At 42.4% G+C, this 15341-nt stretch carries 13 protein-coding genes; 7 read left to right on the top strand and 6 right to left on the bottom strand.

Going from position 1 to position 15341, the window contains the following annotated elements; genetic code table 11:
- Positions 1 to 174: 174 nt before the first annotated feature.
- The 3 genes from D0Y50_RS13875 to D0Y50_RS13865 all read right to left on the bottom strand — a co-directional run bounded on the left by D0Y50_RS13875 (position 175) and on the right by D0Y50_RS13865 (position 3439).
- Complete coding sequence (locus D0Y50_RS13875; protein WP_117317444.1) at positions 175 to 1164, bottom strand: polysaccharide deacetylase family protein; 990 nt, start codon at positions 1162 to 1164, stop codon at positions 175 to 177.
- 16 nt (positions 1165 to 1180) lie between these two features.
- Positions 1181 to 2338 carry a carboxylate--amine ligase gene (locus D0Y50_RS13870; RefSeq protein WP_108565925.1) on the bottom strand — a complete coding sequence of 386 codons (1158 nt, stop codon included), beginning with the start codon at positions 2336 to 2338 and terminating at the stop codon, positions 1181 to 1183.
- Positions 2339 to 2629: 291 nt separating this feature from the next.
- Positions 2630 to 3439, bottom strand: coding sequence for a hypothetical protein (locus D0Y50_RS13865; protein WP_117317442.1), 810 nt, complete (start codon positions 3437 to 3439; stop codon positions 2630 to 2632).
- A 350-nt stretch (positions 3440 to 3789) separates the two neighbouring features.
- Here D0Y50_RS13865 and D0Y50_RS13860 point away from each other — a divergent pair, with 350 nt between their 5' ends.
- The 5 genes from D0Y50_RS13860 (at position 3790) to D0Y50_RS13840 (ending at position 9003) form a co-directional block, all read left to right on the top strand.
- The gene (locus D0Y50_RS13860; protein ID WP_108565927.1) at positions 3790 to 4941 is read left to right on the top strand and encodes a glycosyltransferase; all 1152 of its coding nucleotides are present in this window, start codon (positions 3790 to 3792) and stop codon (positions 4939 to 4941) included.
- A 68-nt stretch (positions 4942 to 5009) separates the two neighbouring features.
- A complete protein-coding gene (locus tag D0Y50_RS13855) occupies positions 5010 to 5489 on the top strand; it encodes an arsenate-mycothiol transferase ArsC (protein WP_147318248.1) in 480 nt (159 codons plus the stop codon).
- Position 5490: 1 nt separating this feature from the next.
- Positions 5491 to 6756 (top strand): O-antigen ligase family protein, encoded by a 1266-nt coding sequence (locus tag D0Y50_RS13850; RefSeq protein WP_117317440.1) that lies wholly within the window; start codon positions 5491 to 5493, stop codon positions 6754 to 6756.
- Positions 6757 to 6775: 19 nt separating this feature from the next.
- Positions 6776 to 8062 carry a phenylacetate--CoA ligase family protein gene (locus D0Y50_RS13845; protein ID WP_117317438.1) on the top strand — a complete coding sequence of 429 codons (1287 nt, stop codon included), beginning with the start codon at positions 6776 to 6778 and terminating at the stop codon, positions 8060 to 8062.
- Positions 8062 to 9003 carry a glycosyltransferase gene (locus D0Y50_RS13840; protein WP_117317436.1) on the top strand — a complete coding sequence of 314 codons (942 nt, stop codon included), beginning with the start codon at positions 8062 to 8064 and terminating at the stop codon, positions 9001 to 9003. The genes D0Y50_RS13845 and D0Y50_RS13840 overlap by 1 nt, the downstream gene beginning before the upstream one ends.
- A gap of 19 nt (positions 9004 to 9022) precedes the next feature.
- Here the strand turns inward: D0Y50_RS13840 and D0Y50_RS13835 are convergent, their stop codons facing one another.
- The gene (locus D0Y50_RS13835) at positions 9023 to 10096 is read right to left on the bottom strand and encodes a hypothetical protein (RefSeq protein ID WP_117317433.1); all 1074 of its coding nucleotides are present in this window, start codon (positions 10094 to 10096) and stop codon (positions 9023 to 9025) included.
- 144 nt (positions 10097 to 10240) lie between these two features.
- On the opposite strand from D0Y50_RS13835, the gene D0Y50_RS13830 reads away from it, so the two are divergent.
- The gene (locus D0Y50_RS13830) at positions 10241 to 12262 is read left to right on the top strand and encodes an HAD-IIIC family phosphatase (protein WP_170145515.1); all 2022 of its coding nucleotides are present in this window, start codon (positions 10241 to 10243) and stop codon (positions 12260 to 12262) included.
- A gap of 47 nt (positions 12263 to 12309) precedes the next feature.
- Entirely contained in the window at positions 12310 to 13272 is a 963-nt protein-coding gene (locus tag D0Y50_RS13825; RefSeq protein ID WP_117317429.1) for an acyltransferase family protein, read from the top strand.
- Positions 13273 to 13304: 32 nt separating this feature from the next.
- Here D0Y50_RS13825 and D0Y50_RS13820 read toward each other — a convergent pair whose 3' ends face one another.
- Both D0Y50_RS13820 and D0Y50_RS13815 read right to left on the bottom strand, forming a co-directional pair.
- Positions 13305 to 14444, bottom strand: a complete 1140-nt coding sequence (locus D0Y50_RS13820) for a glycosyltransferase family 4 protein (protein WP_117317427.1) — start codon at positions 14442 to 14444, stop codon at positions 13305 to 13307.
- A 102-nt stretch (positions 14445 to 14546) separates the two neighbouring features.
- A complete protein-coding gene (locus D0Y50_RS13815; RefSeq protein ID WP_117317425.1) occupies positions 14547 to 15332 on the bottom strand; it encodes a hypothetical protein in 786 nt (261 codons plus the stop codon).
- Positions 15333 to 15341: the final 9 nt, after the last annotated feature.

The raw sequence follows: 15341 nt of genomic DNA, 5'->3' as shown, positions 1-15341 counted from the left end.
TGGTTGAAGACCGCTATTTAAGCGGCCGGGTAAGTTAACAAGGGCGCCACGTGACGACCGCGCGCCTGATAGTTTTGCCCCGAATTTCATTGAGGTATTGCCGGCGGTTGTTAACACGGCCTGGTAGAAGACCGGTATTTAAGCCGCCGGGCAGGTTACAAAGGTGCCATGCGGCTAACGCGCGCCTGATAGTTTTGCCCTGAATTTCATGGGGGTATTGCTGATATCGTTATGTACCCCTATTCGCAGCAACTTACTGGTTTGTAAATTGGCCGCGGTGTTAATACCACGCTTGGTAGTGACCGCACAGTCGTAGTGTTCGCTCACTAACTTATGCGCTGCGGGCGAAAAATCCCCGTTTGGAAAACAGAACGATGCTACCCGCTGATTGTTCGCTGCCTCCAGTAATTGCTTACTTTGCACAATTTCTTCTTGTAGTAACGTTTCAGATAGCCCTTCGACCAACCGATAATGCCGCCGGGTATGACAGCCCAGTTCTACCCCGTAATTGGTAAGGGCATCGTGTAACTGTTGCTGGTTAATCATTTCGGTTTGCGTGTGGCTGGCCAGAACATCGCTTAACGGCGCCAACGCGGCGTAAATTGTGTCATCACCGTGCTGTTTTAAATGGTCGATTACCGCCGCGCCCTGGTCGCGGGTAAGCGGCAGCGGGGGTAAGGTGCCGGTTAAGGCTAGCAGCGGTTGCCAGGCTTCGGTTTGCTGAAGCCCGGGGGTAAGCAGTAAACGTAATACTTTGTTTGGCCAGAAGGGGGCGGGCATATCCATAAAGTCGCTTACCACATAAAGGGTACTGGCGAAGTTATAGCGTTTTAGCACCGGAAAGGCATATTCGTAGTTATCCAGCCAGCCATCATCAAAGGTTATGGCTACGGTTAGCTGCGGGCGCTGCTCAGCGGGCAGGGCAGACCACTGTGAAACTGTCATCACATTGATATTTTCTTCGCTGAGCACCTGCATATGCATGGCAAACGTGGTGTCTGATACCACCATACCCGGCTCTTCAAACTGATAGCGTGGATCAGTGGTGGGCAGTACCCGATGGTACATCAGCACAATCAGTTTTTTGTCGCCCCGCTTAACCTTATACCAGCCCACGGTGCCTGCCAGGGTTTGCCACACAGATTTTACCAACGGCTTAATCATAAATTATCGCTACCACTTAAAAATAGTTTTTTAATTCAAACCAAAACGGGCCCATATCGTCCAGCCGGTTTACTTCATGCCGACGCCCGCTAAATTTAGGGAGCAAGAAATGGCCCACTGCTGCCAGTTTACCGCCTATACCGGTTTGCTTGTCTTTTAGCTGTAAATACAGGTTATCTACATCGCCCAGTAACCAGCGCAGCTGTACCCCGTGGGTAAAGCCGGGCTGTTCGGTAAGCGTGCGGTACTCACCATCAAACAACAACGCCGGAAAATTCACCCCGGCATCAATAGACAGCTGCAAAGAGCCCCACAACCGGGTATTAATTTCCATCAGGTACGGGGTACCGTCGCTGGCAATTTTAAACTCTACCATGGCGGCACCGTGCCAGTTCACCGCAGTAAGCAATGCCTGCGCGTGTTGCTTCATTAACGGGTTTACCGCCGCGCTTTCGCTTAACACGCTTACCCCGCCCGAAGGTGGCTTTTCACGCAGGCGCTTATGGGCAAAAAAGGCTTTAGCCTGGCCATGCTGGTAATAACAGAATATTCCCGCGCCCTGGCCATCAATGTATTGTTGCACCATGAACGGGTGAGCGGTGAAGTAGTCTTTTTCGGTTAGCAGGTGCGCCATTTCGGTACGTGAATGCACTATATGCACCTGGGTAACTAACCACACATTGTTCACCAACACCTTAGATAACGCCGGTTTTAACACACACGGAAACTGTACGGCGTCCCAGTCTATCTGGTCTGGGGTTTCACAGTACTGTGAAGCCGGTACCGGTACGTTTAAGGTGTGGGCTAACTGGGTAAGGGCGGTTTTATTGCTTAAATCCAGCAGGGTTTGATGGTCTGCAAACGGTAATTTGCACGGCGGCAACTGCTGTTTATGTTCCACTAGAGTACGGCTGGTTACTTCGGTAACCGGCAATAAAAAGTCGATATTATACCGGGTAATGGTTTCAGCCACCCAGGCCACAAACGCTGCACTGTTCTGGTTTGGATTAGGGCACTGTAAATACTGACTGCTATAACGTGAACACCCGGCCAATGCCTGAATGGTGCAGTCGGTGGTAAAGACCACAATGTCACTGCGTTTACCCAACGCCCGGGTGGCGGCCAGCGCGCTACGCTGGGCTGCATCAAAAATCAAAACCGCTGTTTTTTCCATGGCTTTACTACATTTTCCGGTCAGTCGTCAGGTAGCTAGTTTACCCGGTATACAAATTAAAATAAGGAAGCCAGCATAATGCTAACCGCCTACGTGGTTGGTGGCCTTAAAGTATACGCCTGCCTGTAGGGGCGTTGCGGCATGTTGCTTTGGCTGCGGCCCACAATCTTTAAACGCTATTATTACACGCACATGGCCCGCTGGTTAAGCTCATTAACCTGCGGGCGGGGCAAATGTTTGGCTAAGCCCCGGCGCGTAATGTAACGCCTGAACCGCCCCGGGGTTATGCGCTTATAGTGTTTTTACAAAATCCCGGCGTGCCTGACGCGCTTGCTGGCACATTGTGCCATCCGCAGCCACATCCCGATGCTCAAGATTGTACTGGCGTAACTCTTCAAACTTATCAAACGACGGCGAGGTATTTTCACGCTTTTTACCCGGCGCCGCCGGGGTATAAAACGCATTGGGCGGTAGCCCTAATACCTGTGTTAAAAAGTCGTCAACTACATCGGGGGTTTGCTCGTACTGGCGCACCATAACAGCCTGCTGGCCCACCGCGTTGCCCCATGCATTTACGGCCCAATCACAGTCATGCTGCGGTTTATGGTTTTTTTCGGTAAAGCGGTCAAACTTTGCCCGCCCGCCTACTTTTAAATATTCCCAATACAGGCTTTTTTTCAGACTATCCACACTGCGATGGTAAATAACCACCTCAATATGGCTAAAGAAGCGCTGCATAAACTGCACAAAGTGGTTTATTTCACGCTGCGAAGTAAGGCGCAAAAACAAGTGTTCGCTGGAGATCACCGTGGTGTTGTAACGCCGCGCATTATAAAAAAGCTTGGCATTAAGCTTAAACACAAACGGCAGGTAATATTTAATTGCCTGATGCAGCGAGTGTAAATGTTGAGCCCGGGTAAAATGATTCGCCTCGAAACTGCCAAACAACTCGGCAAATTCCTGGCTGGCAGCGGTATTTAAAAACAACGGGTTAATGCCCTGTTTTCGGATAGCCTGCTGGTGCTTTAGCAATATGGATTGCAGCGATGTTGTTCCCGTTTTGGGGGCGCCTATATGTAACAGCAATCGGCGTTTTGACATACGTGCACAGTTCCTTGTTGTACCACAATGTGAATAGAGTAACGTGTAATCTGCGCATTTTACATCACCGGGCCCGGCGACGGTATTTTTTAACACTTTTATATGATTTTTTGTAAGCCGTTAGCCGGTTAAGCCCGTATCATTCGCGGTTACCGCTAGCCGCGCACAGGCGAACCTGTTTACGCGCCGCTATACCGGTAATTCGCCGGGGTACAATACTGCCGCCGATAGGGTTTGTAATTAACCCATTACGAATGAAATGTTCAGTATGCAGCAAGGATATTGCTTGTTATCCTTAGCGTTAGTAGTAAAACATTAGGAAGTTGCTGGCTTAGGCCTTTCACGCCATTATGACTTATAAAATATTGCACCTGATAGACACGACCGGCCCGGGAGGGGCTGAAGACGTGTTTATTACCCTTGCCGACAAAATACGCAGCCAGACTACCGACTCTATCGCTGTTATACGCGGTGAAGGCTATGTCGCAAATACCTTACGTAAACGCGGCATAGAGCCGGTAATCATCGACTCTAAAGGCAGTTTTAACGTGGGGTTTATTCGCCAGTTATGCCAGCTGATTAAAAAGCATAATATCGGGCTGATACAGTCACATTTATTGGGGTCTAATGTATATGCCAGCATTGTGGGGTTAATTACCCGCACGCCCGTGATAGCAACTTACCATGGCATGGTAGATGTATCGCCCAATGAGCGCTTTAAAGGCTTAAAACTGTGGTTTATGCGTAATGGGATTGCCCGTTTTGTTGCGGTAAGTCGCTCGTTACAGCATAAAATTCAGGAACACAAACTACTGGTGCCTGAGCGCACCAGTGTCATTTATAACGGTATTGATGTGGCCAGTTATAAGCCGCAGCGGGTGAACCGGTTAAAACAGGCATTAAACCTTGACCCGGATACCTACCTATTAGGGGCGCTGGGTAATGTGCGCAAGTCTAAACGTTACGACTTACTGGTAGCGGCTGTTGCGCAAGCCAACGCCGCACTACCTGCCCAAGGCGCGAAGCTGGCGGTGGTTATAGCCGGCGACCCGAAAGCCTCGCTAAAAGTGCATTTAGACGAACAAATGCAAAAATTGGGCGTAACCAATATACATTTTATCGGGTTTATTGACGACACGGCAGAGTATTTGCAAAACCTCGACGGTTTTATATTGTCGTCGGATGCAGAAGGCTTTTCTATTAGCACTATCGAGGCCATGGCCAGCGGCCTACCGGTAATTGCTACTAAATGCGGCGGCCCGCAGGAAATAATTCAAAACCAGGCACAGGCCACGCTGGTAGAGATAGACGCCAGTGCGCTGGCACACGCTATTATCCATAATATTGAAAGCTATCAGCCCGGGGCCGTCAATCAGCAGGCCATTGAGCGGGTTAGTAGTGCGTTTTCGCAACAGGCAATGGTAGCAGCCTATGCCGCACTGTATAAATCTGCCGACAGTCATTACCCAGGACACGATACAAACAGGGAGCCCGGCGCTTGAATTACAACCAGTACATAGCAGACACGTATGGCTCGAAAAGAGGCTTGGCGCGTTATATAAAATTTAATATGCAAAATAAGCTAGGTGTTTACGCTAGTGCCAATAAAAAGCAGGTAAAGGGCGCACAGCGGCTTATTTATATATGCAGTGGAAATATTTGCCGAAGCCCCTTTGGCGAAGCCGTAGCTATTAAAGCGGGCTTTCCGGCCATCTCCTTTGGCTTACATTGCCGGGGGAACGACGAGGCTTTTGCGAAAACACTGGATTATGCAAAACGCCACAATTATCCCTTAACTGAACACCGCTCGGCAAAAATGAGCGACTATGTGCCCCAGCCAAATGACTTGTTGATTGTTATGGAGCCTGCCCATTTGCAGGAGCTCAATGCACTGTACCCTCAACAGAAGAAAGTATTGCTAGGCCTGTTCGCTAAGCCACCAACGGTATATCTGCACGACCCATTTAATACCAACCAAGTATTTTTTGATAAATGCATGCAGCAAATTGAACATGCCACCCTTTCATTAATTCAGGCTATTCAGAAGTAAAATGAAAACGCAAACGCAACCCCTAAAGGACACGGACTTTATATTTCTTAAAGTCAAAAATTTATGGACGCACTTTAAAACCGAATCATTTGCGTTTAAGTGTATTTGTATTTACATATTTATAGAGTATTTCAGGCCCCAAGCAATATTTCCTATTATTGACTTTTTACCCTGGGCCCAGCTTTTTTTGATATTTAGCCTGGTAGGTTTGTTCTTTGATAGTAAGTCTAAAATAAAGATAGATACCTCATACTTTCTTGTTTTTCTATATTTTATTGTTGTAAATCTATCAATAATAACAGCGTTTAATAGAAGTTGGGCACTTGAAAACTACATTAATATGGCGCAGTGGGTAGTAATTATATTTTTAATTAGCTCTATTGTTTCCAGTAGAGAACGGTTCTACATATTTTTTACCGTCTTTTTTATGTGCTGTTTAAAAATAGCGTTAGGCACGGCAAAAAACTGGGCCATGAGAGGTTTTAGTTTTACAACGTGGGGATTAATGGGCCCCCAGGGATATTTCCAAAATTCTGGTGAGCTCGCAGTTCTAATGTTGATTTTATTTCCTCTTTCTTACTATTTATACATCCATTTTAAGAATGATGTGAGGAAATGGGAGCGGTATTTATTAATTGCAGCTGTTGTGGCTCCTATATTAACTGTATTGGGTAGCAGTAGCCGTGGCGCTCAGTTAGCGTTACTTGTTCAGCTAATATTGATGTTTTACAAAAAAATATTTAGCCCTAAATTTATGATATCAATAGGGCTAATAGCTGTTATAGGGTGGCAGGTTTTACCCAGTGAACAAAAAGAACGTTTTACAACCATTGGCGAAGATAAATCCTCAATGCAGCGACAACTATATTGGGAGCACGGATGGGAAATGATGAAAGCAAACCCGCTATTGGGAGTGGGCTATTATAATTTTCAACCGTACTACGCTACTTACTACTCTCAGTATACGCTCTATAAGCGTGCCGAATTACCTCATAACATATTTATTCAGGTAGGTACTGATGCCGGTTTCTCAGGACTAGCGATATACCTTTTACTAATCTTTTATATCTTGCTACGAAGGTATCCGAAAAGAATACAAAGTTCTGAAGGTGACACTGCATATCTACACGCATTATGGGTAGGACTAAAGATAGGCATAGTGGGTTTTTTAGTCGCCGGTCAATTTGTGACCATAGGTTATTATCCTTTTTTATGGATATCAATAGCACTTCAATCTAGTCTTGCGAAAATAGTAAATTCGCATTAGGGCCTTATATAGGTTTTTTATGAACAACAAAATTTCTGAAATTCTATTTAAAATAGCTGCGAGAAAAAGAAACCCGTCTCTATTTAGTAAATATGAAGAACTAAAAGCTCAGGAAAAGTTATCGCGTGAAGAGCTGCTTAAATATCAAGAAGAACAGCTAAAATTATTTCTTCAATTTTGCTATGAAAAATCCGATTTCTATAAAAATTACTTCGATAAACATGATTTTTCACCATACGACAGTAACTTTATTGAAAGCTACAATAAGTTGCCAGAATTATATAAATCAGACTTATTAGCTAATAATGAAGCTATTCATACAAGAATCGGGGTGAATACAAAACCGGCGGTTACCTCAGGTACGTCTGGGCAAGCTTTAAAGTTTGATAGAAGCGAAAGCTGGGATTCTATCAACAGAGCTAGCGTCATGAGAGGGTATTCATGGCATGACGTAAACGTTTGGGAGCGGAATGGTTACTTCTGGGGCTATAACCTTCAGTCCTCAGATGCTAAGAAAATATGGCTATTAGATTTTTTACAAAATAGAAAACGACTATTTAGATTTAATAAAAAAGATATACAAGATTTCTCTCATACTATTAAAAAGGCTTCCTACGTTGGTGGTTATTCATCAATGATTTATCAAGTTGCGAAAACATCTAATGAATTAGGTATAAACTTTAAAAATATAAAGATGGTTAAGGGGACATCAGAAACTATTTTACCGTATTATCAAGATGAAGTTAAAAAGGCATTTGGTCGTAAAATGATAAGCGAGTACGGGGCAACTGAAACCGGTCTTATTGCTTTCGAATGTGAAGAGGGAAGTCTTCACGTAAATATGGAAAATATATACTTAGAAGTTAATGAAAACAGTGATGTAGTTGTAACCAACTTTGCTTCGGACACCTTTCCCATAGTTAAATACAATATTGGCGATATGGCTACATTGAGTTTTGATATATGTAAGTGTGGAAAAGAGCACGTCCTAATATCTGAGTTGATAGGAAGAAAAGGGAAAAATATTGTAGGTAAATCTGAAGAGTACCCAGGCTTTACTTTTTATTATATCTTTAAGAATATCCTCGTAAAATACAACACTAAGCTTAATTACAAAGCGGTTCAGAATGTAAAAGGTACTGTTGAAATGTTTATCGAGCTCCCTGAAGAAGATGAAAAAGTTAGAGAAATGATTGAAGAGCAAAGGTCTTCCTATTTTAAGGATGATGTAATTTTTCACTACACTTTTTTATCGCACTTCTCAGCTGAGAAGAAAAAAACGCAATCTTTTGAAAGTAATTTGTAATGAGTGAAATAGCCCACCCGTTAGTTTCAATAATAATTCCGGCTTTTAACGAAGAGTTATATATTGCTGACACTTTACAAGCTTTACATACACAGAGTTATGGAAAAGAGAATGTTGAAGTAATCGTCGTAGATAATGGAAGTGCAGATGATACCGTAATAGTAGCTCAGGAGCACGCTGACAAGGTACTAAGCTATACTGAAAAGCCAGTTGGTAAAGTTAGAAATTATGGTGTCGACAATTGCAACGGGGAAATTGTATTTTTTTTAGATGCTGACTGTGTGGCACCTTCTAACTGGATAGAAGTTGGGGTTAAATCTATTTTAGATAACCCAGATACGGTCTTTGGGGGAGGAATAAAACTCCGCGAGCATGCTTCATTTGTGGAGCGATTTTGGCTTCTAGAAGGAAGAGATGGGGAAACGCTTCCTAAAGAGCTTTTAGGAGCTAGTATTGTTCTTCGTAAATCTATATTTTTGAAGGTCGGTGGTTTCTCAACTACTTTAACCGCAGGCGAAGACTCCAAACTTCATCAAGATCTTGTAGCCCAAGGTGTAAATGTAAAAATGGTGAGGTTTATGTCGGTGGTACATTTAGGCAACGCGAGAACGATAAAATCTTTCATCAAACGACAAATATGGCATTCCGAAGGATATAGTTCCCGTCTCAGAAAAGCTTGCAGGGAGCCTATATTTATTTTCACTGTAGCATTTATGTTATCAATTATTTCCTTACCAATTACTGCATACTTAGGTATAGGATATATTTCTATATTAATATTACTTGTTGTAGTCTTTATTAGAACTATAGATAGAATTCGTAAGACAAAAAATAATAAAAATTATAAAAGCTTCTTAAAAGTTGCTTTTGTGGATTTTTTATATTTTTCTGGTAGATCTATAGGTTTTTTAAAAGGTTTTTTTACGAAGAAGGCTGCGTAAATATACGCAGCCTTTAATTTTATAGAAAATTAGGTCTTTCAGTCCACAAGCCCCAACTTAATAGATAAAAGTCAGTGTCCTCTTTGAATCCACTATTTGACCATCCGAATATATAGCCCTTATCAAAGTAGTTATTAGTATCTTGATAAGCAGGTATCTTATTGTTGTGGTAAACGATAGTCCAATCAGATGAATTCGTCCGTTTCCAAATAGTATAGATTCCGTCTGGATTTTTCAGACTAGATGACCTTTTTCGTTCTATAGCAAATTCCACTATAGTCCCATTGTCAGTCATATCGAAGCACAAAGGTGGACCTTGCATGCGAGCCATATTGCCTTTTGTACCAAAAGTGGCGTGAGCAGTAGATTTGCTCCCCAATGCTTCGCAATATCCATTACCGGGTTGGCCACCTGAGTTAGCAGCTACTGAGGTAGTACCTACTATCATAGCGGCATTTGAATATTCACCTTGCCACATAGCCGATAATTTATTGTTTGCACCTATATACTTACTCTCATTACTGTCAAAACTATTTCCTGTGCTTACGTTAGTAATAGTTCTACCTTTCCCCCATGCCTTATCATAAATAGAGTCAGGTGCTTCTATAAACAACTTATTTTTAAATGCTTTGGCTACTTTAGCGTAATGTCCGTTATCTGAAACGACACGATCGTTAAAATTCCAGTTAGCCACATTCAGGGGGCTACTCGTCTCAATTTCAATAATCAACCTATGATAAAAATTCGGCGGTTGATATATTCTCATATATTCCCAGACGTGAGATTGAGGCTCTAAGAACTTATACCTTAGTTCACTTGATGAATCACCATCAGGCCATTTACCTTCAAATCTGAATCTTAGACCTCTCAAATCAGTTCCAGGTATATTCCTCACACCACCATGTCTACTGCCCAGACGAACTTTACCATCAGTCAAGGAAAAGTCGTTATCTTTATTAAAATCCCAGAAAGCGATAGGGCTAGATTGACGAGGTACTTCACAGACTTCATCGTATCCACCTAAAGCGGAAAAACTAATCAGTAAAGCTGGCAATGTAATATAACTAAATAAACTGAACTTATTACTAAACAAGGTAGAACTCCCTCGATATTCCTTACCAGTTACAATAGTAGCAAGAATTTAAAATTAATACCTCATTTTTGGGCATTTTAAGTATCAAATGTAACACTTAAGGTGTAAGGTAAATACTTTCAATCTTTGCAAATGGAAAATTGTATGGTTGCGTCACAGAAATTGTTGGCTGGGGCTATTGCTAAAAGTACTTTCTCTCCGGAAATACTTAACAAATACGATTTGGATTACGTAAGTAGTAGTATTTCCATGTCGAGCCGTTTGGATTTCTCTAACACCCTAGCAACGCTATTGCTGAAAGCTATAAAAGGAAATGAGATATACAAACAAATCTACCTTGATGAAAGGTTAAGGTTCTCACCTTTTTCCAAGTCTAAAGAAACACAGTGCCAATACTTTATTGATATATTTAAAATAGAAAGCGAAGCGCTTTCCTATTTAGACGTTACTTGTAGAAAGAATATTTCGAGAATAAATGAAAAGCTAATTTATAATAATGAGGAAGCTGATAGTATTTTGTTGGTAGGGGACTGCTTGATGAATGAAGTCAGAGTTTTTCTACCTGATGCGTTATATAAACGTAGCGTTTTTAGTAATTTGGACTGTCAATATTTTTCAGGCGGTGATCTTTCAGTAGAGATCGAGAAAACCAAGGTTATGTTTGATAGTAAGAAATATGCTGTTATTATTGTTAGTATATTTAGCTTTACTGCATCTAATTTGTTCTCTAAAGCAATCCGGTCGATAGACTCTATTTCTGAATTAGAAATGAATGTAGCTATTGATAACCTTATATTGGAAGCTAGAAAATATATATTAGGTGTCCGATCTTTTACTTCATCGCCTATATTGTTTCACAATGTAAGTGGTCTTCCGATTGGAGCGAAAAGGCGGCTAAACCCACTTGCATCTTCGCTCTCTAAAAAAATGAAGTTATTTTTAAAGGTACTAAATTCTAGAATTGAGAAAGACTTATTAGGTATAGAGAATATAATTTTGCTGGATGAACGACGAATTGCGCTTAAGTACGGCGAAAAATCATTGAGTAGAAGCCCCATTCCTAAAAGCATGAAAAAGTTTGTACACACGTCATACTTTGGCATGCACTTAGCAACTGAACATGCTTATTATTTAGATCAGCTCTCAAAAGTAAAAGGAAAAAAGGTAATTTGTGTCGATTTTGATAATACGCTTTGGTCTGGGGTGATGGCGGATGGTGAAGTTTTGCACTATCACCATAAGCAACTGCTACTGAAGGAACTTAAAGAATTAGGTATTCTTATAGTTGCTGTAAGTAAAAATCACGCTGAAAATATTAGGTGGGAAGAACTTAGTATCTGTAAAGACGTTTTCTCTGATATTCATATAAATTGGAATAAAAAATATTTAAATATTATTCTAGTGGCGAAGCGGATGAACTTAAGCTTAAGAAATTTTATATTCGTGGATGATAATAAAATGGAGCTAGAATTAGTTTCGAAAAAAATTCCTGAATTACTATGTCTCGACGCTAATGATGAAGAAACTTGGGCTACATTGAAAATAATGAAGAAAGCAGAATGCACTGCGTCTACTTATGAAGCTAAAAGAAGAACTGTAATGTATCAAGAACAAATCGAACGTTCAGTAGAAATTGAAGCTGTCGATTCTGATGATGCTTATCAATTGCTTGGTCTATCAATATTCTTTTCAAAAGCTAAAAAGTCGAATTTGAATAGAATTGAAGAATTAATAAATAGAACTAATCAATTCAATACAACTACTACCCGGTATTCTAGAGCTGATCTTAAGACTATGCTAGCGGATCCTGCTTTCCTATTCTACACAGCGAATTTATCTGATAAGTTCGGGGATTTAGGTTTGGTTTCGGTTATAATAATCGAAAAATTAGGACTTCATTGCACTATATCAAACTTTGTCATGAGTTGTAGAGCAATGGGCTATGAGGTTGAAGTTTCTTTTATGAGAGAGGTACTTCTTGAATTACGCTCATTAGGCGTCGAAACGGTCAGCGGTAAAATAATCCCGACCAATAGGAACTTACCGTGCAGAGATATTTACAAAAAGTTAGGTTTTAAAAAGAATAATGATGAGTGGTGCCTAGAACTACCTAACTGGAGTGCCTGTGATCCTATTGATTGGATATCTTTTGGAGTAGAAGGATAGAACTATAGAAATATAGTTTTATAGTTGTTATGAAGATTGCGCGCTAAATGGAAAAAGTAATTAGTAAGAGACAGAATTGGGCTGATATAGCAAAAGCCTTTAGTATTATCCTGCTTGTAAGTTGGCATGCAGATGGTTTCCACTGGCTATTCAGCTATCTGCGTATGCCACTGTTTTTCCTAGTATCTGGCTACTTTGCCTACAACGCTATTCATAATGCCGATGCGAAGAAATTCTTTCGCGATAAAGTCGGCAACATGATGTACCTGTATGTTGTGTGGTCATTAATTGTTACTGTCGCGCTTTATATCTTTGCCGATAGGGGCAGGGTGGCTTACCACCTGGAAAACTGGCTGCATATTTTATGGCAGCCGTTACCTACAATGTGGTTTATCTATGCCTTGGCTGTCGCTTTTGTGATTTGCCGTTTATTACGTAGTTTACCCTTTGTACCAGTTCTTGTGGTTTCGCTATTGTTGTTTCTGGTAGTCGAGATCAATATTTCCGGTAACGTCGGTTTTATCGATAAAGTTATTAAGCTCTTTCCGTTTTTCTGGATAGGATTAAAAGCACCTAAGGCAGTAGGTAAAGCGGTAGAGGTGGGCAAGGTGTTGTTTCCCGTTACATTTGCTGCTTACTTTGCCCTTGCCTGGTATGGAAAAAACATTCCCGATAGCCTATTTGGCTTTTACTATTTTATTACTGCGCTAATCGGTATTGTTTCTGTTGCAGGCTTATCCATGTTTATTAGTCGTTTTTCCTTCGCGGCATTTTTGTCTGCTATTGGTGGGGCTACGGTTTATATTTATTTAATGCACAGACCGGCTTTGTATTATCTGGAAGGTGTATTGAAAAAGCTAGATATTGAATTTGTGGGTCTTACTGTGCTTACCGTATTAACGGTAGTGGTGACATGTTACTGGGTAGGGAAATGGATGACCAATACTAAAGGTCTGCGGCACTTACTCAGCGCGCCATGGGTAGCACGCAAAGTAAGAGTGATGAAGTAAATTAACCGGCAGGTTGCCTATGGCAACCTGTGTTATACCCCTATTTCTTTAGCAATAACCTGCCATACATTATTGTAATAATTTTCGGTGGTGTAGGTGTTTGTGACGTGCGCCCGTGCCGATTCGGCTATCGTATTCCACCGCTCTGGTTGTTCTAATAACTGCTTAATTGCTTCGGCTAGGGCCTGTGCATTGCCAGGTGGTACCAGTACTGCATTGCCTTTCTTGCCAACAATTTCTGGTATGCCGCCAGCTTCGGTGGTGATTAACGGTCGGCCCGAGGCTAGCGATTCGGTTACAGCACTGGGAAATGCATCGCCCCAGGCTGAAGGCATAATTAAAATGTGCGCGTTGTGTATTTCCTTTTCCACTGAGGGTAGCTGACCTAAAAAGGCAAAATTGGCTACGCCCAGGCTCTGTGCTAGCCGTTGGTACTGTTCTTTCTCTGGACCATCGCCAGCGTAGCGAACATTAAACGCAATATCAGTGGTTTCGTTTACTATGGCCACCGCTTCTATCAGCTCTTTAATGCCTTTGTGCGACGTGGCGCGGCCGCTGGTGAACAGGGTTACCGGTTCGCCCGGGCTGAAAGGCAGCGGTTCGCTATAAAACTTTTTAGTATCTACCCCATTGTGCACCGTGATTAACTTGCTGGCCGGAATTTTTGCTTTGTGTTGCAGCCGGTATTTTACAAAGTCGCTTACACAAATAACTTTATCCACGGTCATGCCGGGTATGCGGCTATATAGCCATTTTACCGTTTGCTTAAGCGGGTTTTCCGGGGCAGGGCGGTAGGGGTTTGCTACCGAAACACGGCAATGAGAAATAATATGCTCTACGCCTGCTTTACGCAGTTTGGCGTACGCGCTACTGGTAGAGCGCTGGTCAGTTAAATACAAGGTTTTCACGTTGTGCTGTTTGACTATGGCCAGTAACCGGTCCAGGTTCGCCGTTTGGCTTAGGTCAGCGTCTAATTGCAGCTGCTCTTCAAAATGGTCGAAGTAGTCTACGTTAGTCGGTTCTATCTCAGCAAAGCTGATAATCGGTTTCAGGCCGCTTTGTGCAACCTTAATCGACAGGTGCTTTATCAATTTATAGATATTGTGCCAGGCATAGCCGGTGTTATTCGAAAAATTAGCGATGACCAAAAAGGCAGGTTTGTGGTTATTCATTACAATGTTTGTCTCTGTTTATTTGTTGCCCGCCGCTTAACCCCGTGGTTAAACCCGGCGGGCCGCATTGATATAAATTGCGCCCTTTGGGGGCTTAGTTATTCACCAGCTTTGGGTAAAGGCTTTTTCATTTTCTGACAGCAGGCCAGGGTTCGCTTTTACCAACTCTTTGATACGCGGCGACCATTCCACCTTCGACCATCGCTGGGCGTCGGTCATACTGGTGGCGGCTTGTTTGTCTTGCCCATGAAAGGTGCTACCGCCCCCCTGCGTACTCATGGCCGGCTCAATGTCATATTGCAGATTAAACCTGGCTAAAAACTGGCTGCGCCATTGGCTATCGCTTAACCATTTATCAAACTCCCACACGTGGGTTTTAGTGCGAATACGCTTGGTCAGGTTAAACGTGTTTTGATCTATATGCATATCGCCCCGGTCGATGCCGTCTTTGGCGCGCTTAATATTGTAGGCTAAACGTGAGGCAAGCGTAGATAATATATCGCGGGTAATATAAATCACCTTTGACCCTTTCGGATAATACAGGCAGGTGTGTTCGTTAGGCACCAGGTCTTCAACAGATACAAAAATCACACTTGCTTTTTCAATCAGCCGACGGTTTTTACGTAAATAGCCAGCATACTCGAAGGGCGAGAAAATGTTCACTTCGTTAAGGTGCAACAGGGTTTCGCAGGGCGACTGAAATACCATATAGCCCTGGCGTTCCATATCCGTTTTTTGTTGCATAACGGCATTGGCCATCCAGTTAATGCAAGCATGGTTACCGCTGCGTCTTACGCCAGAAAACACATATACGGTTTTGCCCTTAAAGAAGCTATGCACGTATTTAGTTAATAGCCATAAAATTAGTTTTGTTAGTCTGGTATACATAAAGGTGTG

Origin of the sequence: Salinimonas sediminis (assembly GCF_003429285.1) — a bacterium.
Classification (GTDB): Bacteria; Pseudomonadota; Gammaproteobacteria; order Enterobacterales; family Alteromonadaceae; genus Alteromonas; species Alteromonas indica.
Note: the sequence above shows the minus strand (reverse complement) of the source record. Positions and strands in the feature narration are given on the sequence as shown.